Origin of the sequence: Stenotrophomonas sp. ATCM1_4 (assembly GCF_004348115.1) — a bacterium.
GTDB lineage: Bacteria > Pseudomonadota > Gammaproteobacteria > Xanthomonadales > Xanthomonadaceae > Stenotrophomonas > Stenotrophomonas capsici.
Window position 1 is genome coordinate 1459745 of record NZ_QPFB01000001.1, and the last position, 18368, is coordinate 1478112.

General features: G+C 67.8%; 18 protein-coding genes and 1 pseudogene. 12 read left to right on the forward strand and 7 right to left on the reverse strand.

Annotation, left to right across the window (positions count from 1 at the left end; all coding sequences use genetic code 11):
- Window positions 1–8 precede the first annotated feature (8 nt).
- Window positions 9–440, forward strand: a complete 432-nt coding sequence (locus ATCM_RS06970; protein WP_132863676.1) for a YkgJ family cysteine cluster protein — start codon at window positions 9–11, stop codon at window positions 438–440.
- Between the two features lie 57 nt (window positions 441–497).
- On the opposite strand, the gene ATCM_RS06975 is transcribed toward ATCM_RS06970, so the two are convergent.
- The 5 genes from ATCM_RS06975 to ATCM_RS06995 all read right to left on the reverse strand — a co-directional run bounded on the left by ATCM_RS06975 (window position 498) and on the right by ATCM_RS06995 (window position 6803).
- A complete protein-coding gene (locus tag ATCM_RS06975; protein ID WP_132863678.1) occupies window positions 498–1187 on the reverse strand; it encodes a phospholipase D-like domain-containing protein in 690 nt (229 codons plus the stop codon).
- A 157-nt stretch (window positions 1188–1344) separates the two neighbouring features.
- On the reverse strand, window positions 1345–2238 hold the full coding sequence (locus ATCM_RS06980; protein WP_132863679.1) for an alpha/beta fold hydrolase: 894 nt from the start codon (window positions 2236–2238) through the stop codon (window positions 1345–1347).
- A gap of 82 nt (window positions 2239–2320) precedes the next feature.
- Window positions 2321–3337 carry a 3-oxoacyl-ACP synthase III gene (locus ATCM_RS06985; protein ID WP_132863681.1) on the reverse strand — a complete coding sequence of 339 codons (1017 nt, stop codon included), beginning with the start codon at window positions 3335–3337 and terminating at the stop codon, window positions 2321–2323.
- 119 nt (window positions 3338–3456) lie between these two features.
- On the reverse strand, window positions 3457–3774 hold the full coding sequence (locus ATCM_RS06990) for a DUF4156 domain-containing protein (RefSeq protein ID WP_132863682.1): 318 nt from the start codon (window positions 3772–3774) through the stop codon (window positions 3457–3459).
- 167 nt (window positions 3775–3941) lie between these two features.
- Window positions 3942–6803, reverse strand: coding sequence for a pitrilysin family protein (locus ATCM_RS06995; RefSeq protein WP_132863684.1), 2862 nt, complete (start codon window positions 6801–6803; stop codon window positions 3942–3944).
- A gap of 352 nt (window positions 6804–7155) precedes the next feature.
- Here ATCM_RS06995 and ATCM_RS07000 point away from each other — a divergent pair, with 352 nt between their 5' ends.
- Both ATCM_RS07000 and ATCM_RS07005 read left to right on the forward strand, forming a co-directional pair.
- Window positions 7156–7560: a hypothetical protein gene (locus ATCM_RS07000; RefSeq protein ID WP_132863685.1), complete on the forward strand. Its 405-nt coding sequence runs from the start codon at window positions 7156–7158 to the stop codon at window positions 7558–7560.
- A 41-nt stretch (window positions 7561–7601) separates the two neighbouring features.
- Window positions 7602–8081: a tRNA (cytidine(34)-2'-O)-methyltransferase gene (locus tag ATCM_RS07005; protein ID WP_132863687.1), complete on the forward strand. Its 480-nt coding sequence runs from the start codon at window positions 7602–7604 to the stop codon at window positions 8079–8081.
- A gap of 145 nt (window positions 8082–8226) precedes the next feature.
- Here ATCM_RS07005 and ATCM_RS07010 read toward each other — a convergent pair whose 3' ends face one another.
- Window positions 8227–9453 (reverse strand): CaiB/BaiF CoA-transferase family protein, encoded by a 1227-nt coding sequence (locus tag ATCM_RS07010; RefSeq protein ID WP_132863688.1) that lies wholly within the window; start codon window positions 9451–9453, stop codon window positions 8227–8229.
- Between the two features lie 657 nt (window positions 9454–10110).
- Between ATCM_RS07010 and ATCM_RS07015 the strand changes: the two genes are divergently transcribed.
- The 5 genes and pseudogenes from ATCM_RS07015 (at window position 10111) to ATCM_RS07035 (ending at window position 12700) form a co-directional block, all read left to right on the forward strand.
- Window positions 10111–10851, forward strand: coding sequence for a GntR family transcriptional regulator (locus ATCM_RS07015; protein ID WP_165931137.1), 741 nt, complete (start codon window positions 10111–10113; stop codon window positions 10849–10851).
- A 196-nt stretch (window positions 10852–11047) separates the two neighbouring features.
- Window positions 11048–11401: a hypothetical protein gene (locus ATCM_RS07020; RefSeq protein WP_132863691.1), complete on the forward strand. Its 354-nt coding sequence runs from the start codon at window positions 11048–11050 to the stop codon at window positions 11399–11401.
- 266 nt (window positions 11402–11667) lie between these two features.
- Window positions 11668–12009 (forward strand): lysozyme inhibitor LprI family protein, encoded by a 342-nt coding sequence (locus ATCM_RS07025; protein ID WP_132863692.1) that lies wholly within the window; start codon window positions 11668–11670, stop codon window positions 12007–12009.
- Between the two features lie 51 nt (window positions 12010–12060).
- A pseudogene (locus ATCM_RS07030) lies at window positions 12061–12435 on the forward strand (VOC family protein); the annotation flags it as partial.
- A gap of 58 nt (window positions 12436–12493) precedes the next feature.
- Entirely contained in the window at window positions 12494–12700 is a 207-nt protein-coding gene (locus ATCM_RS07035) for a hypothetical protein (protein ID WP_132863695.1), read from the forward strand.
- 26 nt (window positions 12701–12726) lie between these two features.
- Here the strand turns inward: ATCM_RS07035 and ATCM_RS07040 are convergent, their stop codons facing one another.
- Window positions 12727–13389 (reverse strand): DUF2306 domain-containing protein, encoded by a 663-nt coding sequence (locus tag ATCM_RS07040; protein ID WP_165931138.1) that lies wholly within the window; start codon window positions 13387–13389, stop codon window positions 12727–12729.
- 323 nt (window positions 13390–13712) lie between these two features.
- Between ATCM_RS07040 and ATCM_RS07045 the strand changes: the two genes are divergently transcribed.
- The 4 genes from ATCM_RS07045 (at window position 13713) to ATCM_RS07060 (ending at window position 18255) form a co-directional block, all read left to right on the forward strand.
- Entirely contained in the window at window positions 13713–15842 is a 2130-nt protein-coding gene (locus ATCM_RS07045) for a TonB-dependent siderophore receptor (RefSeq protein WP_243693972.1), read from the forward strand.
- An 80-nt stretch (window positions 15843–15922) separates the two neighbouring features.
- Complete coding sequence (locus ATCM_RS07050) at window positions 15923–16243, forward strand: iron uptake protein (RefSeq protein ID WP_132863698.1); 321 nt, start codon at window positions 15923–15925, stop codon at window positions 16241–16243.
- A gap of 13 nt (window positions 16244–16256) precedes the next feature.
- On the forward strand, window positions 16257–17924 hold the full coding sequence (locus ATCM_RS07055; protein ID WP_132863699.1) for a PepSY-associated TM helix domain-containing protein: 1668 nt from the start codon (window positions 16257–16259) through the stop codon (window positions 17922–17924).
- A complete protein-coding gene (locus ATCM_RS07060) occupies window positions 17917–18255 on the forward strand; it encodes a DUF3325 domain-containing protein (RefSeq protein ID WP_132863701.1) in 339 nt (112 codons plus the stop codon). Before ATCM_RS07055 ends, ATCM_RS07060 begins: the two co-directional genes overlap by 8 nt.
- The last annotated feature ends 113 nt before the right edge of the window (window positions 18256–18368 follow it).

Sequence of the window (18368 nt, forward strand, 5' to 3'; positions counted from 1 at the left end):
GGCTTCCCATGCCCCATCCCTGCCTGACGTGTGGTGCCTGCTGCACCCAGTACCGTGTCGCCTTCCATTGGATGGAATCGGATGAAGTCACCGAAGGCGGCGTGCCGCACCAGCTGACCCAGCGCCTGGACCCGCATCGCCTGTGCATGCAGGGCACGTACTCGGACCCGATCCGCTGCGTGGCGCTGGATTCGGAAATCGGCGTGTACTCGCGCTGCACCATCCATCCCAACCGGCCCAGCGTGTGCCGCGAGGTGGACGCCTCGTGGGAGTACGGCAAGGCCAGCTCGCAGTGCGACCGCGCGCGCATCGCGCATGGCATGGCGCCGCTGACCCTGGCGGACTGGCGCTGGCGCGATGACGCCGACAATGACGACGACCATCCCGACGACAACGGCAACAGCCCCTCCTCGCCACCGAACACGCCGGTCGCCGCCTGAGCTCCCGCCGCCGCGCTTACCCGGGGCTGCCGAGCCGGCAGCCCGCTGCAGGGCGCTTCACAGCGCGGTGTAACGCCCCCACAGGTCCTCGAACTCCTGCGCGAAGCTGCGCACCAGGTTGCGGTCGTTGGTGACCACCAGGTTCTCGTCGTTGTACGAGGTGGCGGTGCGCGTCCAGTTGAAGCTGCCGTTGGCCAGCAGCTTGCCGTCGAACAGCGCGAACTTGTGGTGCATGTGGTATTGGGTGTGGTCCACGTGCACCGCGATGCCGGCCTCGTGCAGGCGACGGATGTCGCTGCCATCGTCGTAGAGCTTGTCGTTGTCGCTGACGATGCGCACCTGCACGCCGCGCTTGTGCGCATCGAGGATGACGCTGGTCAGGCGGTCGTCGGAAATGGTGAATACGCAGATGTCCAGACTCTTCTTTGCACTGGTGCACAGCCCGCGCAGGCGCTGCATGCAGGCATCCCCCGGCGAGAAGTAGACGCTGCTCAGGGTCTCCGGGACATCGGCGGTGGCATCCAGGGTGCGCACGATCTGCTCGACCCATTTGAGCAGCGGCAGCGCGTCGGCCGGATTGGCGGCGATCTGTTCGCGGGCGATGTCGAAGGCCCGGTTGCGCAGGAAACGCACGCGGTCCGGTGGCAGCTCTTCGCCGAGCTCGCGCAGCTCGACCTTTTCCTGCGGGCTGAGCACCCGGTCCTGCACGCTGTCGCGCAGCTCACGGTCCAGACTGTCGAAATCCATCCATCGCTCCATGTACGGGTAGGCGGACAGCTTGGCACAGACACGGCCGGCAGGAGCGGCCCCGGCGGCGAAGCCACCGATCGTTCAGCGCCCTGCAGCAACGCGGCGTGGAGACGCGTGCACCCACCCGGGCGGCCACGCCGCCACGCCAGGCGCATCAGGCGATCGGGTTGCGCTCCAGGAACGCACGCACGGCCGGCACGATCACCTCGTGCTTGTCTTCCAGCACGTAGTGGTTGGCATCCTCGAACGCGGTCACCTCGGCCTGCGGCAATGCCGCGCGGAAGCCGGCCAGGAAGTGATGGTCGAAGCAGATGTCACGCAGGCCCCAGGCGATGTACACGGGGCGATCGGCGAAGGACGGCAGCGCCGCGGCGGCACGCTCCAGCAGCGACCAGGCCTTGTCGGCCGGCGACAGCGGGATGTCCTGCATGAAGCGGATGGTGGAGATGCGGTTGTCCCAACTGTCGTACGGGGCCACGTAGGCACGCCGCACGTCGGCCGGCATGCGCCGGCTCACGCCCAGCCAGGACGCACCGGAGGAGAACGCATTGAAGGTGCGGATGAACCACTCGCCCGGCTTCCAGTGCCGGCCCATGGCGATCTGCCACGGCATCGGCTTGGCCGCCGGCAGCGGGAACGACGCGGTATTGGTGATCACCAGGCGCTTGACCTGGGCATGGTGCGACAGCGCCCAGCCGAAGCCGATCATGCCGCCCCAGTCGTGCACGGCCAGGGTCACCGGGCCGGTGATGCCCAGGTGGCGCAGCAGCGCGTCCAGGTCATCCACGCGCGACTGCAGGGTGTAGTCATAGCGGCTGTCGTCCGGCTTGTCGGACAGGCCCATGCCGATGTGGTCCGGCACGATGCAGCGGTATTTGTCGCTCAGGCCGTTGACCAGATGCCGCCACAGGTAGCTCCACGACGGGTTGCCGTGCAGCATCACCACCACCTCGCCATCGCGCGGGCCCTCGTCGATGTAGTTCATCGACAAGCCGGGGCGTACTTCGAAACGGTGGGTGTTGCTGGGGTAGCCGGGGAACGTGCTCATCGGGTCACACCTGCGAAAAAGGCCGGCAGAACCGGCCCCGTGATCAAAGCCCTCCTCCGCTTGGGGAGAAGGGAAAAGCGCGTTACCAGACCACCTCGGCCATCGTGCAGTTCAGGCCCGAGCCAATGCCCATCAGCGCGACGCGGTCGCCCTTCTTGAGCTTGCCGAGCTGGCGCAGCTTGCTCAGCACGATCGGCACCGAGGCCGGGCCGATGTTGCCGTGCTCGCCGAAGATGGTCATCACCTTCTTCGGGTCGATGCCGAAGGCCTTGATGAAGGCGTTGGTGTGCGGCTGGCTGACCTGGTGGATGACGAACTGGTCGATCTCCTCCACGGCCCAGCCCAGCGCGATGCGGGTGGCCTCGAAGGTCTTGGTGGCCAGCTTGATGCCTTCGATCAGCAGCAGGCGGGTATCGGTGACCATGCGGTCCAGGTTGCCCACGCACAGCTTGTTCCACTGGTTGGCCGCGCGGGTCACCCCACCCTTGTAGCGCGGTGCGTCCGGCACCAGCTCCGAGCGTGCCAGCACCATGGCGGCGGCACCGGAACCGGTGGTCAGCGCGGCCACTTCGTCGCGCAGCTGCTGGGCGGTGATGTCCGGGGACATCATGCGCTCGAGCGTCTTCTCGTAGACCAGGTTGGAGGTCTCGCCGTCGACGATCAACGCGTAGTCGATGTCGCCGCGCTCAAGCATGCGCGCGGCCACGTCCATGCCGTTGATGAAGGCCAGGCAGGCGTTGGCGATGTCGAAGGTGACGCAGTCCTCGCCGATGCCCAGGTTGCCGGACACGATCGAGGCGGTGGACGGCTCCAGGTAGTCACGGCTGACCGAGGTATTGACCAGCAGGCCCACCTTGTCGGCGGTGATGCCGGCGTCTTCCAGTGCCTTCTGGCCGGCCATGGTGGCCGCGTCCGAAGCCTGCGTACCCTGGTCCCACAGGCGCCGTGCGTGGATGCCCGCGATGTCGCCAAGCACGTCGGCACGAATCCCCAGGCGCTCCAGCGTGGGCTGGAGACGCTCGTTGATTTCCTTGGAGGTCAGCGTATGCGGCGCATCAATATGCGCCAGTCCCGCGATCGAGACATTCTGGAAAGGCATCGGAAAGCGCCAAGACTCAGGCGAAGGGGGCGCTATTCTAGCGTCTGCGCCTTTTTACCGCATCTTTACAAATTCCGGCCCCGGCGTATGGAGTCGCCAGGGCCGCAGCTACCCCCTGCTCAGCGCGGCGGGCACTGGTAGGCGGCGAAGCGCTGGCTGCCATCGGCCGGCTGGCTGGTGGCCTGCACCGCGTTGGCGCCGGCGCTGGGGGCCTCGTTGCGGGCCAGGGTTTCCAGCTCTTCCTGCACGCGCAGCGGGTTGCGGTTGTAGAAGCCCACCTTGTTCTTGACCGAGACCACGATCTCGCCCTTGTTGATGCAGCCCGGCGCCACCGGGCCGGCCGGCAGCACGCGCGTGGCCTTGCCGCTGGACTCGATCGGCACCCAGGTGCAGGCGGCGGTGCTGGCGATGAGGACGGACAGAAGCAGGACGCGCATGGACTATTCCTTGTGAAGTGCAGAACGGATTGTGCCGTCAATGGATGAACACGTCATGATCCCGGACGCGGGGGGCGGCCCTCACCCCACCCCCTCCCCCGCGGGCGGGAGAGGGGCCTGTTCCTCCTTGCCTGCCCGCTCCCGCGCACGGGAGCGGGCGCTACGGCTTACTTGGCCTTGGCCACCGGCTTGCCGTCGGCATCGATCACGGTCACTTCGCCCAGCTTGAGCGCGCGGACCGGGGCCTCGATCTTGGACAGGTCGCCGACGATCACCCAGGTCAGGGCGTTCGGGTCGATTGCCTTGGCCGCGTCCCTGGCCTGCGCCGGGGTGAAGTTGGCCACCTGCTCGTTGCGCACCTGCACCCAGTTGTCCGGGCGCCCGTAGCGGACGATGCCACCAATGGTGCCCATCACCGCCTGCGCGGTTTCATAGGCGCCGGGCTGGCTGCGCAGGTCGTTGTCGACCACCTTGGTCACTTCGGCCTGGGTGGCCGGCACCTTGCCGGTGCCGTACTCGGCGATCTCACGCAGCATCTCGGCGGCCGATTCGGCGGTCTTGTCGATCTGCACCGGGGCAATGCCCAGGAACGGGCGCTGGCCCTGCGCCGAAGTGATCACGGTGCGGGCCCCGTAGGACCAGTGCTTGTCTTCGCGCAGGTTCATGTTCAGGCGCGAGGTGAACGAGCCGCCCAGCACTTCGTTGGACATCTCCAGCTGCACCGCACCCGGGTCACGAGTGGAGGGCATCAGCTCGCCGGCATAGATGTTGGCCTGCACCGCGCCGGGCTGGTCGATCAGGAACACGCGCGGCGCGGTCGGGCGTGCCACCTGGGCCACGTCCACCTTCGCCGGTGCGGCACCCTCGCCCTTCCAGTCGCCGAAGTGCTTGTCCAGCACCGGCACGATCTCCGCCAGCGTGGTGTCGCCGACCACGATCACCGTGGCCTGCTCCGGGCGCAGCCACTGCTTCTGGTAGTTGAGCAGGTCCTGGCGGCTGATCGCCGCGACCGAGGCTTCGGTGCCGCTGCCGGTGAACGGCATGCCGTACGGGTGGTCGGCGCCGTACAGCAGCGGCGGCAGCACGCGTAGCGCGGCGGTCTGCGGACGCGCCTTCTCCTGGGCGATCCCGGACAGCCACTGGCCCTTGACGCGGTCGATTTCGGCCTGGTCGAAGCGCGGTGCACGCAGCATGTTGGCGAACAGCTGCACCGACGCGTCCAGGTTCTCGGTCAGCGCCGACAGGTAGGCGTTGGAACCATCCAGCGCGGCACCGGCACTGAGCTGCGCGCCCAGGTCCTCGGCACGGGCCTTGAACGCCAGCGAGTTCAGTTCACCCGAGCCCTCGTCGAGCATCTGGCTGGCGAAGTTGGCCGTGCCCAGCTTGCCGCCGTGGTCACTGGAGTAGCCACCGGCGAACTCGTAGCTGATGTTCACCACCGGGGTGTCATGGCGCTCGGCCAGGATCACCTTGCTGCCGTTCTTCAGGGTGGCGTGCTGCAGCGCCGGGAAGACCAGCTGCGGGAAGCTGTCCACGCCCGGCACGCCGGCCTTGCGGTCGACGTTGCTGGCGGTGGTGGTGTACTTGGCATCCACCGCCGGCAACTGGAACGGCGCCGGCTTGGCCGAGGCCTCCTCGACCAGCGGCTTGCGCTCGCCCGGCTTGACCACGAAGGTGTGGCTCGGGTTGCCCAGCCACTTGGCGGTGGCCGCACGCACCGTCGCCGGTGTGGCGCTGGCCACGGTGGCCAGCGACTCACGGAAGCAGGCCGGGTTGCCGGTGAAGGTGGCGCAGGAAGCCAGCGCGTCGGCCTTGCCGCCGAAGCCACCGATGCGCTCGATGCCGCGGATGAAGCCTGCACGGTAATCGGTCTGGGCGCGGGCCAGTTCCTCGGCGGTCGGGCCGTCCTTGATCAGGCGCTGCAGCTCCTCGTCGATCACCGCTTCGACCCTGGCCGGGTCCACGCCCTGCTTGACCAGCGCGCGGATCGAGAAGTTGCCGGCCAGCTGCGAGCCGTAGTTGCTGGTGCTGACGCTGTCCACCAGCTTGTCGCGGTGGACCAGGCGCTCGTCCAGGCGCGAGCTGGCGCTGCCGCCAAGCACCTGCGAGGTCAGGTCGAGCAGGTCGGCGTCCTTGTCGCCGACCTGCGGCACGTTCCACATGCGCTGCACCAGCACCTGCGGGACCTTGTCCTCCAGCTCGGTGCGGCCGTTCTGCGCGAGCACCGCCACGTCCACCTTGGGCTGGGACATGGTCGGGGTGGCCGGGATGTCGCCGAAGTAGCGGGCGACCTTTTCCCGGGCGGTGGCCACGTCGATGTCGCCGGCCAGCACCAGCACCGTGTTGTTCGGGCCGTACCAGGTGCGGAACCAGGTCTTCACGTCTTCCAGTGAAGCCGCGTTGAGGTCGTTCATCGAACCAATGGTGGTGTGGTGGTACGGGTGGCCCACCGGGAACATCGTGCGCGAGACGACTTCGCGCAGCTGGCCATAGGGCTGGTTCTCGCCCTGGCGCTTTTCGTTCTGGACCACGCCGCGCTGTTCGTCCAGGGTCTTCTGGTCGATGGCGCCGAGCAGGTGGCCCATGCGGTCGGACTCCATCCACAACGCCATGTCCAGCGCGGTGGTCGGGATGTTCTCGAAGTAGTTGGTACGGTCGGTGTTGGTGGTGCCGTTCATGTCGGTGGCACCGGCCGCCTCGAACGGCGTGAAGTATTCGCCCGGCGCGTTTTCGCTGCCGTTGAACATCAGGTGCTCGAACAAGTGGGCGAAGCCGCTGCGGCCAGCCGGCTCGTCCTTGCTGCCCACGTGGTACCAGAGGTTGACCGCCACGATCGGCGCCTTGCGATCGGTGTGCACCAGCACGCGCAGCCCGTTGGGCAGGGTGAACTCGTCGTAGGGAATGTCGACGGTGGCTGCGGCGGTCACCGATTTGGTCTTGGCTTGCGCCGGCAGCGGCGTGCCGACGAATCCTCCGAGGGCAGCACTCAGCGCGAGGGTCAACAGGGCGGTACGGGGTGCAGCGTTCATTCCACTTTCCTTGGGCATGAAGTGAGCGCCGATCCTAACCGTCCTGCGCCTTCCACCGCATACGCCAAGCGTCATGGCCGCCCGTCAACGGCGGCCGGTGTCCGCGGACAACCCCTGCGCACACCCAGTGTCCGGACAGCGGACACTTTCAGAATCAAAAACATCCTTTAAATTCAACAAGATGCAGTTGGCACGCGTCCTGCGTACTCCTGAGTGCGTCCAGATCAACCCTAAAGCAACATGACTGGATGCTGAATAAACCTCGGGAAGTTGAAAAAGTTCTTGCATCCCGATATTTGGTGTACTACTTTACTACCACACCGCTGTTCACACACACCACACAGGTATCGCCATGAACGCCAAGTCCTTCGCCTTCGCCATCGCCCTCGTTGCCGGCACCGGGTTTGCCTCCGCGGTGCACGCTTCGGACATCACCACCCTGGAGACCGTGCAGGTCCGCCCGTCGGCCGACCAGATCGCCCAGGCCACCCATGAAGCCAACAGCAGCATCCCGACCCTGGCCGCCGTGCAGGTGCGCCCGACCGTCGGCCAGATCGTCGAGCTGATGGCAGAACAGGCCGCCTCGCGCCTGGCCGCCAACACCCCGGTGGCCATCGGTGCCAACGTTGGCCAGTGGATCGTCTCGCTGCCGGCCGTCAACGTCCGCCCGGACCTGGAGCAGGTGCAGGCCAAGGCCGTGGAAATGGCTGCCGGCGCGGTCGAAGGCGTGGTCGTGCAGAGCGTGATCGCCAAGTAAGCCCACGCCCTGCGGGAGGCACCGCGGCGTAAACTTCGCCGATGACTTCCGCACCCGTTTTCGATGTCCTGCTGTACCAGCCCGAGATCCCGCCCAACACGGGCAACGTGATCCGGCTATGCGCCAATACCGGCGCGCGGCTGCACCTGATCGAGCCGTTGGGCTTCGACCTCAATGACAAGCAGCTCAAGCGCGCCGGCCTGGATTACCACGAGTACGCGCAGATGCAGGTCCACCCGGACCTGGACACCGCGTTGGCGCGCATTGTGCCCAAACGCCTGTTCGCCATGAGCACCCGCGCCAGCGTGCGCTACGACAGCGTGTCCTTCGCCGACGGTGATGCCTTCCTGTTCGGTCCGGAAACCCGTGGCCTGCCGCAGGAAGTACTCGATGCCCTGCCCGACGGCCGCCGCCTGCGCCTGCCGATGCAACCGAACAACCGCAGCCTGAACCTGTCCAACTCGGTCGCCGTGGTGGTGTTCGAAGCGTGGCGCCAGCACGGGTTCCCGGGCGGCGCGTAAACGCGCCCAATCCCTGCCCTGTGCCTGCGGCGCAAGGGAGGGGGTCTTCTGCGCGAGCGGATCGTTCGCAGCAAAACCCGTTTCCGCTCCCTCCCTTTGGCGTAGCCAAGGGGAGGGTTGGGGAGGGGGCGCTTCAACTCACACACTACCCGCCGATCACGCCCTGCCCGCGCAGCCGCTGCAGTTGCGCTTCACCCATGGCCAGCACCTCTCCCAGCACCTGCGTGGTGTGCTGCCCCAGCAATGGCGCGGCCTGCGTGTACTGCAACGGTGTGGCCGAGAACTTCAGCGGGTTGCGCACCATCGCCACCGTGCCGCCCGCGGCATGCGGCACATCGATGCGCAGGCCGCGGGCCTGTACCTGCGGGTCGTCGAACACCTGGTCGATGCGGTTGACCGGATTGGCCGGCACCACGGCGGCCTCCAGCGCGGCCAGCCATTCGGCGGCCGGCCGCGTCCGCAGCCGCTGCTGCAGGTGGGGCACCAGCTCGGCACGGTGGGCGACACGGGCACGGTTGGTGGCATAGCGCGGATCAACGGCCAGTTGCGCCTCGCCGATCACCTCGCAGAGCCGCGCGAACTGCGCGTCGTTGCCCACGGCGAGCATGAAGTAGCCGTCCGCGGCCGGCATTACCTGGTACGGCACGATGTTGGGATGCGCGGTGCCCTGGCGGTCCGGCACCAGGCCACCCACCAGATAGTTCGAAGCCTGGTTGGCCAGCCAGGCCACCTGTGTATCCAGCAATGCCAGGTCGATCTGCTGGCCCCGGCCGGTGCGCTCGGCATGGCGCAACGCGGCCAGGATGGCGGTGGCCGCATACATGCCGGTCATCAGGTCGGTGGCGGCGACGCCCACCTTCTGCGGGCCGGCGCCGGGCGCGCCATCCGGCTCGCCGGTGACGCTCATCAACCCGCCGATGGCCTGGATGGCGGCGTCATAGCCGGCGCGCTGCGCGTACGGACCGTCCTGGCCATAGCCGGTGATCGAGCAGTACACCAGCTTCGGGTTGATCGCCAGCAGGCTGGCAGCGTCCAGCCCGTACTTCGCCAGGCCACCGACCTTGTAGTTTTCCACCAGCACGTCGCAGCGCCCGACCAGTGCATGGACCAGCGCCTGCCCTTCGGGGGTGGTGAAGTCGATGGCCAGCGAGCGCTTGCCGCGGTTGGCGCACAGGTAATACGCCGACTCGGCGGTGTCGTTGCCGTCACCATCCTTCAGGTAGGGCGGTCCCCAACCGCGGGTGTCATCGCCCACGCCGGGGCGTTCGACCTTGATCACGTCGGCGCCGAAATCGGCAAGCACCTGCGTGCACCACGGCCCGGCCAGGATGCGCGACAGGTCAAGGACACGGACACCTTCAAGCAACGTCATTTCAGCCACCCTGCAGCACGGACCCGGGGAAGGCGCCACCACTGCGGCGCATCACCCATGGTAGCGGGCTGCCGGGCTGCTTCCGGCCAGCCCAGGGCAAGCGCACCGCGCCGGGCTTCGGGTATCCTGCGCGGCCCACGCATGCCCGCCAGCGCCTGAAGGCCGCCCGCCAGCCATTGCGTGTGTCCCGCCACCGCACGCCGGCACCGTCGCCACAGGTGTCACCTCGCGTGCAGAGGTACGGCAGGTGCCGGCCGCGCGCAACATTCCGTTTCGTGCCGCACGCGCTGCCGGTGATCATTCCACCGGTGGTTCAATCCACTGCCTGACAGCGGTGGACGTCGCACAAGCGTCACGTCATTGGGACAAGCGGGCAGCGCAAGCGCAGGCACGGGCCTGCAGGCAGGCGACGTGCGGTCATGCCGGTGCTCGCCAACCCACGCCCGGCCACGGCATCATTGCCGTCCCCACCCAACGCGATGCGGCTTCCGGCAACGGCGATCACGGCGTGGTTGGATGCGGACAGCAGCGCCGGCCAACCCCGGCCATCCCACGCCCGCCGCTGCCCTGGCCTTCCGGGCCGTCATGGGACATCGCAGGGGCCTGGACGTTGCGGGCAGGAGCCTTCGCAATGACGTTGAACAAGGATCCGTACAGATGACTGGTACCAGACGCAGCAAGCCCCGCTACGCCGAACTCGGCGACCTGCTGCAGGCGGCGATCGAGAAAGGTGACCACCCGGTGGGCACCCTGCTGCCGACCGAACTGGAGCTGTGCGAGCGTTTCAACGTCAGCCGCCATACCGCACGCGCGGCGTTGGCCCAGCTGATCAGCGCCGGGCTGGTGCAGCGCCGTCCGGGCGCGGGCACCCGCGTGATCGCGCAGAACGCAGCCATGCGCTATGAGCAGCAGATCGACACCGTCGACCTGCTGATGCAGTACGGCAACACCGCCCGCCTGAAGGTGCTCGAAGCCGAACGCCTGATCGCCGACCTGGCCATGGCGCAGTACCTGGACATCGCCGAAGGCAAGGACTACCTGCGCCTGCACTGCCTGCGTCTGGAAGAACACACCCACGCGCCCGGCGCGGTCATCGAGGTGCTGATCCCGATCCGCACCGGCGTGCCCACCGAGCGCTTCCTGGACATCGCCAGCACCGCGCGCACGCTGGCCCGGTTCCTGGAGCCGGGGCGGCTGTCGCGGGTGGAACAGGTGTTCGACGCCACCTCCTTCGACGCCGGTGACGCCAAGCTGCTGGATATCAGGAAGCACGAACCGGCGCTGCGCGTGCAACGCCGTTACCGCGACACCCAGGGCCGCCTGCTGCTGATCACCATCAGCCTGCACCCACCGGGACGCTTCGCCTATTCGATGGTGCTCTCACGCAGCCATCGTTGAACGGCCCTGCGTCGAGCGGATCGTACCTGGACGCGCCGGCCGCATCGATCCGGCAAGGCACACGGCGGTTTCGACACGCCCCGGGGCGCCGGCGATTGACTGAAGGAACGCGCCGCGCGGCCGATATGCAGGCATTGCCCGCTCGCCCGGAAACCGCGCCCGCTGGCGTAATACCCACAACCGCACAGGACACCCCATGAAAGGATTCACCACCGCCATGCTTGTCGCCGCCGCCCTGCTGTCGACCCCCTGCCTGGCCGCGCGCAGCACGCTGATCGACCGCACCTGGGCCCCCGTCAGCGAGAACCACGCCGAGCTGGAGCACGACGGCCGCCACTACGTGCTTGATACCTACATCGTGATGTTCCAGCAGCCGTACTACATCCATGTCCGCGCCAAGGACGGGAAGCCGCTGGACGCGGCGGCGCTGGTGGACATGGCCTCGGACTACATCACGCCGCGCGGCTGCACCGAACCGCTGCAACGCCGCAGTGACCTGGACCGCTCCAGCGGCGACGGGACGGATGTCGTGCTCGGCTTCCAGTGCTGAGCCCGCGCGGCATCGCCACCGATCTCATCCTCCACGCCGGGACCACCACGGCCGTCGAGGCCGATGACGGCAGCCTGCCTTGGGACGCGCTCGCCGCGCTGCGGCGGCGCAAAAGCCGATAAGCTTCGGCGCAATGCCCGTGCGCGGGCGCGGTGGCTGCGCCACCGACCCGCCCGCGATTGCATGGCCGCTTCTCCCCGACATCCGGACGTCCAATGCGCCTGCCCTGCCGACTCCTGCCTCTGCTGCTTCCCTGTGCCACGGCCATGGCCGCGCCGGAGCATGCCGATTACGAGCGCATGTACTCCGACTGCGTGGACCGGGCCGGCACCCTCAACAACGGCGTGGTGGATGCCTGTTCGTCGACCACCTCCGAGCACGTGAAGGCGGAGATGAATGCCCTGTACAAGCGCATCCACGACCGTCTTTCGACGCAGTCGCCCCAGGACGCGGACCGGCTGGAGCAGGCGCAGAAGTCCTGGCTGGTCTACCGCAACACGCATTGCGACCTCGCCGGTGCCTACGTGGGCTCGCCGATGTACGCGTTCTGCCCGATGCAGCTCAACATCGCGCGCGTGACCGAGCTGCGCGAGCTGGCCGGCGACTGAGCGCATGGCGTTGACGCGGCGCAGGCCCACCCGCCCACGAAAAGGACCGCCCACATGATGTTCGAATCCGTTTCGCCGATCCTCTCCGTGCATGACCTCGCGCGGTCGCTGGACTTCTACCGGACCACGCTGGGTTTCGATCTTGCCTGGTCCTGGGGCGAGCCCGCCGAGATCGCCGCCGTGTGCCGGGATGCGGTCGAGATCACGCTCACGCAGCGCGCGGAGGCAAAGCCGGCAGGCGCGGCGCACGTCTATCTGGCCGTGACCGACATCGACGCGTACCACGCCACGCTGCAGGCAGCCGGCGTGACGATGGTCGTGCCGATCGGCGACCGCCCCTATGGCATGCGCGATTTCCGCATCGCCGACCCCAGTGGCAATGAACTAAGCTTCGGCCAGGCCATCGCCGGCCTTGGGAACCACTAGCGCGCGTGTCCTGCGGTGATGCCGCCTCCCTCCACGTTGGACCCCTTCAGGAGCTCACATGTCGCTTTCCGATCTGCTCGACGTGCTGGACATCGCCGAGTTCCTGACGGCATGGCGGTTCTGGCTGCCCACCTTCGGCGGTGCCGCGCTGGGGCTGCTGATTTACTTCGGCGGCGCGGGAGGCGTGCTCCCGGCCGTGCTTGGGACAGGCATCGGCCTGGCCGGCGTGGTTACCGGCCTGGTGTGGCAACACCGCCACGGCTGAAGCGCGCCACCGACCGGCCGTCGACCTCAACCGGCCGCCATGACCGGCGAGCGCCTGGGCCAGTTCACCCAGACCACGTGCAGTGACACCGGCAACGCCCAGCTCACCCACAGCAGGACCGCGATCACGTCCGGGGACGGCGCGTTGCCCAGCGCGATCCATGCCGGCAACAACAGGCGGAAGCTCACCGGTGCCAGCGTCACCAGGTAGGCGCGCGTCATCCAGCGACGATGACGGGCAACGTCGCCGCGGCGGACGCCCAGCATTGCCACCAGCGCGGTCACCAGCCACGCCAGCGCGGTGGCCGCGAAGGCCAGGGTGATCGCCAGCGGCGCCGGTGAGGTGGCGATCAGGCCCACCGCCGCCGCGCAGGCCAGCAGCATCCCCCCGAAGTAGAAGCGGCCGGACCAGCGGTGCAGGCGTGGCCGGGCACGCGGCCAACGGCTCAGGAACTGCACCGGCCCCAGCACGATGCCAAGCACGCCGCCGCCGATGTGCAGCCACAGCCAGCCGCGGCGTGACCAGTACATCGTGTAGTGCTCCGGATCCAACTGTCCGTACTGGCCGAGCACCTTGAACAGGAAATGCAGGCTGATCGCGGCCAGCAGCAGCCAGAGCACCCACCCTCCCAGGCGCCGGGCGCCGGAAGCCCCCCCGGCGGGAACCGCAGACTCGAACACGTCGGACATGGCGCCTCCAGGCAATGGGCCAGCGCGAGCATACAAGGCGGCCGGGGAGCCGCGCGTCCATACGGCAATGGCGCACACCGTGCGTTTGTACGGCAAAGCGCGACCGACCACCTCACCGGCAGAACCTGACTGGGCCGGATATTGCAAAATGCAAATCATTCGCATTTAATTTCTCAATCGTTATTACCTGCCTGTCCATCGGCAGATGCCCACAACGGATGTGGCATGCGCCCGTCTCCGTCACGCGATTTCCCGCCTTCCAACCCCCCAGGCCTTCCATGTCCCCCAGTCGCTCCCCCCGCCGTCCGGCCCCTGGCGCCGGCTTGCCTCCCCGTTGCCGCCGTTCCATTTCCGGCCACCTGCCGTGGGCGATCAGCCTGGCCCTGGCGGCCAGCCCGGGGATGGCAGTGGCCGCCGAAAGCACCGCCGCCGATGCCAGCGCCACCACCCTGGACGCGGTGCGGGTGGTCTCCCAGCGCGCCAACCGGGTCAGCAACGGGGCGACCAACCTGGACCTGGACATCAAGGACACCCCGCAGTCGATCAGCACGGTGGACCGCACGCAGATGGCCCAGTTCGGCGCCAACAGCATCAACGACGCGCTGCGCCTGGCCACCGGCATCCAGGTGGAGGAATGGGAAACCAACCGCACCAACTACCTGGCCCGCGGTTTCGAGATCAAGAACACCCAGATCGACGGCGTCGGCCTGCCCAATGACTGGGGCATCGTCACCGGCGCGATGGATGCCTTCGGCTACGAGAAGCTGGAGGTCATCCGCGGTGCCAATGGCCTGTTGACCGGCGTGGGCAACGCCTCGGGCACGATCAACTACGTGCGCAAGCGCCCCACCAACGAAGCCAGGGGCGAAGTGGGCGTGAGCGTGGGCTCGTGGGGCAAGCGCCGCGTGGAGGTGGACTACTCCACCCCGATCACCGCCGACGGCCGTTGGGCCGCGCGCGTGGTGGCCGCGCACGAGGACGGCGACTCGCACCTGCGCGGCTTCACCAACGACCGCAACTTCCTGTACGGCGTGGTCGATGGCCAGATCGGCGAGAACGGCACGCTGACGCTGGGCTATTCGTGGCAGAAGGCCAACAGCGACCAGAACATGTGGGGCGCGTTGAGCTTCGCCAACACCGATGGCAGCCAGCTGAGCTGGGGACGCAGCGCGTCCACCACCCAGGACTGGACCTACTGGAACACCCGGACCCGGACCGCCTTCGCCGAGTACACCCACCACCTGGGCGAGAACTGGGAGGTGAAGGCGTCCTACAACTATCGCCAGATCGGCAACGATGACCAGTTGTTCTTCGCCTTCAGCACCACCGGCCTGGACCCGCAGACCCACACCGGTCTGGTCGGCTGGGCCTACAAGGGCATCGACGACATGGACTCGCACCTGGGCGATGTCACCCTCAACGGTCGCTTCCAACTGTTCGGCCGTGAGCAGGAGGCCATGCTCGGCGTCAGCGTGGCCAAGAGCAGCGCCACCACCTGGGAACACCCGGTCGATCCCAACGACCCGGCGTTCGGCGCGCTACCGGCGTTCCCGTATGCCGGCAACACCATCGCCGAGCCGGAATGGGGCCCGCGCACCCGCTCCAACTGGACCAACCAGCGTCTGAAGCGTGGTTATGGCGCCACCCGCCTGGCCCTGACCGACCGCCTCAAGGCCGTGGTCGGCTTCAACTGGGCGCAGTACCACCGCGATGGCAACAACGGCAACAACTTCGACCAGACCGAAAGCAACATCAGCCCCTACGCCGGCTTCACCTGGGACTTCAACGACCGCGTGCTGGGCTACGTGAGCTACTCGGACATCTACCAGCCGCAGGACCAGTACGACCGCAACCGCGTCTACCTGGACCCGACCAAGGGCGTGAACTACGAGGTTGGCGTCAAGGCCGAGTGGCTGGACCGCCGCCTGCTGACCACGTTGGCGCTGTTCAAGGCCAAGCAGCAGGGCCTGGCGACTTCCGGCGGCTATGACCTGGATACCGCGATGTACTGGTACTACGGCGTGGACGTGGAATCCAAGGGCGTCGAATTCGAGGCCACCGGCAAGCTTGGCGAGCACGCCAGCCTGGTGTTCGGCTTCACCCACCTGTCGATGAACAACCAGGACGGCGGTGATACCTACACCTGGGTGCCGCGCCGCACCGCCAACCTGGTGTTCAGTTCGCGCCTTCCCGGCTACGAGGCGTTGTCCTATGGCATCGGCGGGCGCTGGCAGAGCGCGATCTCCACCCGGGACACCTACACCGGCACCACCATCGCCCAGGGCAGCTATGCCCTGCTCAACGCCTTCATCGGCTGGGACGTGCTGCCCAACGCCACCGTCCGCGCCAACGTCAACAACCTCACCGACCGCAAGTACATCAACAGCCTGTACCAGGTGGGCTACTACGGCGCACCAAGCAACTACACGTTGAGCTTCAACTACCGGTTCTGACCCCAGCCCCTCCCACGCGCGGGAGAGGGGCGATTCGCGGCACCACGCCACTCCCCGTCCACCTGAGACCAGCCATCGCCATGCCACAGGTATCCACCGCTTCCGCACCGCCTCCCGCGTCCCGGCGCCTGCAGGTCCTCCCGCGCATCCTTGCCGCCATCCTCGGCGGCTACGTGTTCGCCTGGGGCACGGTGGCATTGACCACCAGCGCGCTGTTCGCGCTGAAGCTGGCGTTCCATGACGCCGAGTTCCTCGGCGCGTTGGTCGGCCTGCTGGCCTACCTGGGCGTATTCCTGTGGGCCATCGCCACCCACCACGTGGCGCGGCTGTGGATGGCGCTGGTCGGCGGCGGTGCGCTGATGGCCGCGGCCGCATCACTCCTGCAATCCCGACTGGTCTGAGCCGGAGGCATCCATGTTCAACAGCTTCCGTCAGGCCATGGCATGGCTGCACACCTGGTTCGGGCTGGTGCTCGGCTTCGTGCTGATGGCCGCCTTCTTCTTCGGCGCGCTGTCGGTGTTCGACCGCGAGATCGACCGCTGGTCGATCCCGGCCACGCGCATCGAGCCGCAGCCGATGCCGTCGTTCGACGCTGTGCTGCGGCCGGCCTTCGAGCGCATGCAACCCACCGCCGAAGCCATCGCCGCGATGCGGCCGATGGTCAACGGCGACATGCCGCAACGCTTCGACCAGGTCGGCAGCTGGAGTGCCTACACCACCCATCGCGACCCGGTGCTTGCACTGTACGCCGGCTACGACGTGCCCAACGCGAAGAACCCGGACGAGCAGATCTGGGCATACGCCACCATCGATCCGCGCAATGGCAGGGCCTTGCCGGACGACCAGCTCAAGATCGGCAGTGGCTTCTTCTTCCCGCTGCATTACGGCCTGACCCTGGACTGGAAGAACCTGGGCGTGTGGATCGTCGGCTTCTCGGCGCTGGTGATGCTGGCCGCGCTGGTCAGCGGCGTGGTCATGCACCGCAAGCTCTTCCGCGAGTTCTTCACCTTTCGTCCGGACAAGGCGCGCCTGCGCAGCGTGCTGGACCTGCACAACCTCACCGGCGTGGTGGCGTTGCCGTTCCATTTCTTCTTCGCGCTGACCGGCCTGCTGATCTTCGCCGGCACCTATTACTTCCCGGTCGGCCACACCCAGCTGCATGGCCTGCATGACCTGCACGAGCAGGTGGAGGCGCGGGAGACCGGCCTGCCGCACACGCGTGCCGGCGTCGCCGCCGGGCTGGCCTCGGTGGACGCGATGGTGGCCCAGGCGCAGCGGCGCTGGCAGGCCCATGACAAGGCCGGCGACGTCGGCTTCCTGGTGCTGCAGCACGTGGGCGATGCCAACGGCTACGTCAGCGTGTACCGCGCCGGTACCGACCGCATCGCCCTGGTCGGCGACGGCATCCACTTCAAGGCCGCCACCGGCGAGCTGATCCGCGAAGACCCGCCGGCCACCCCGGTGGCACGCATGAACGAATTCCTCACCGGCCTGCACCTGCAGCACTTCCGCCATTGGCTGCTGCGCTGGTTGTACATGCTGGGCGGCCTGGCCGGTGCCACCTGCATCGCCACCGGCTTCATCTTCTTCGTCGAGAAGCGCAAACGACAACACGCGCAGCAGGGCCGCCACGGCGCGCGCATCGTCGATGCGCTGGCGGTCACCACGGTGACCGGCATGGTCCTGGCGACACTCGGCATCCTGATCGCCAACCGGCTGTTGCCGGAGGCGCTGCCGGCGCGCGGTGACTGGGAGCGCTACGCGTTCTGGGGCACCTGGGCACTGGCGCTGGTGCATGCCGGTTGGCGCAGTGCGCCGGTGGCACGCGGCCTGGTCAATCCGGCGTGGCGCGAACAGTGCTGGGCGATCGCCCTGTTCGCGCTTGCCGCGGTGCTGTTGAACGGGATGACCACAGGGGATCACCTGCTGCGTACCCTGGCCCAAGGGTACTGGCCGGTGGCCGGCGTGGACCTGTCATTGCTGGCCACCGCCGTGATCGCGGTGATGGCGGCCCGCAAGGTGGGCCAGCGGATGCGCGCGACGGCGGCGCACGCGCCGCGTGAGGAGGCCGTGCATGCCTGAGTCGTTGCTCGACAACCTGCTGCTTGCCACGGCACTGCTGAGTGCGCTGGCCGGCATGGGATGGCTGGCCCTGTCGATGGACGTCCACGCCCGGCAGGTGTGGGCGCGCGCCCCGTCGAGAGGCGGCCTGCGCGTGCTGCGGGGGCTGGGTACGCTGGGCATCGTCATGGCGTTGCTGCTGTGCCTGGCCGTGGACCACGCCTCGATGGCGGTGCTGGTATGGGTGATGGCGTTGGCCGGGGCGGCGCTGGTGACCGCGTTCACCCTGTCCTGGCAGCCCACCCGGCTGCGGTTGCTGGCCCCCTGGATCAGGGACCACCGGCTGCGCTAGGCGCGGCCTTCAGCGCGAAGCACGCATACGGCCGGCCTGCCGAGGGCCCCCTCCCCCTTGCCGCGCAACAGGGAGGGCTGATCCGTGCACGCTGCGAACCTGGCGGGAACGAC

Coding starts and splice junctions, on each gene's coding strand:
- ATCM_RS07010 (WP_132863688.1), bottom strand. CDS start 9,453: ATGACGTTGCTTGAAGGTGTCCGTGTCCTTGACCTGTCGCGCATCCTG.
- ATCM_RS07005 (WP_132863687.1), top strand. CDS start 7,602: ATGACTTCCGCACCCGTTTTCGATGTCCTGCTGTACCAGCCCGAGATC.
- ATCM_RS07050 (WP_132863698.1), top strand. CDS start 15,923: ATGCCACAGGTATCCACCGCTTCCGCACCGCCTCCCGCGTCCCGGCGC.
- ATCM_RS06990 (WP_132863682.1), bottom strand. CDS start 3,774: ATGCGCGTCCTGCTTCTGTCCGTCCTCATCGCCAGCACCGCCGCCTGC.
- ATCM_RS06995 (WP_132863684.1), bottom strand. CDS start 6,803: ATGAACGCTGCACCCCGTACCGCCCTGTTGACCCTCGCGCTGAGTGCT.
- ATCM_RS06985 (WP_132863681.1), bottom strand. CDS start 3,337: ATGCCTTTCCAGAATGTCTCGATCGCGGGACTGGCGCATATTGATGCG.
- ATCM_RS07025 (WP_132863692.1), top strand. CDS start 11,668: ATGGCCGCGCCGGAGCATGCCGATTACGAGCGCATGTACTCCGACTGC.
- ATCM_RS06980 (WP_132863679.1), bottom strand. CDS start 2,238: ATGAGCACGTTCCCCGGCTACCCCAGCAACACCCACCGTTTCGAAGTA.
- ATCM_RS07055 (WP_132863699.1), top strand. CDS start 16,257: ATGTTCAACAGCTTCCGTCAGGCCATGGCATGGCTGCACACCTGGTTC.
- ATCM_RS07000 (WP_132863685.1), top strand. CDS start 7,156: ATGAACGCCAAGTCCTTCGCCTTCGCCATCGCCCTCGTTGCCGGCACC.
- ATCM_RS07040 (WP_165931138.1), bottom strand. CDS start 13,389: ATGTCCGACGTGTTCGAGTCTGCGGTTCCCGCCGGGGGGGCTTCCGGC.
- ATCM_RS07015 (WP_165931137.1), top strand. CDS start 10,111: ATGACTGGTACCAGACGCAGCAAGCCCCGCTACGCCGAACTCGGCGAC.
- ATCM_RS07020 (WP_132863691.1), top strand. CDS start 11,048: ATGAAAGGATTCACCACCGCCATGCTTGTCGCCGCCGCCCTGCTGTCG.
- ATCM_RS06970 (WP_132863676.1), top strand. CDS start 9: ATGCCCCATCCCTGCCTGACGTGTGGTGCCTGCTGCACCCAGTACCGT.
- ATCM_RS06975 (WP_132863678.1), bottom strand. CDS start 1,187: ATGGATTTCGACAGTCTGGACCGTGAGCTGCGCGACAGCGTGCAGGAC.
- ATCM_RS07035 (WP_132863695.1), top strand. CDS start 12,494: ATGTCGCTTTCCGATCTGCTCGACGTGCTGGACATCGCCGAGTTCCTG.
- ATCM_RS07060 (WP_132863701.1), top strand. CDS start 17,917: ATGCCTGAGTCGTTGCTCGACAACCTGCTGCTTGCCACGGCACTGCTG.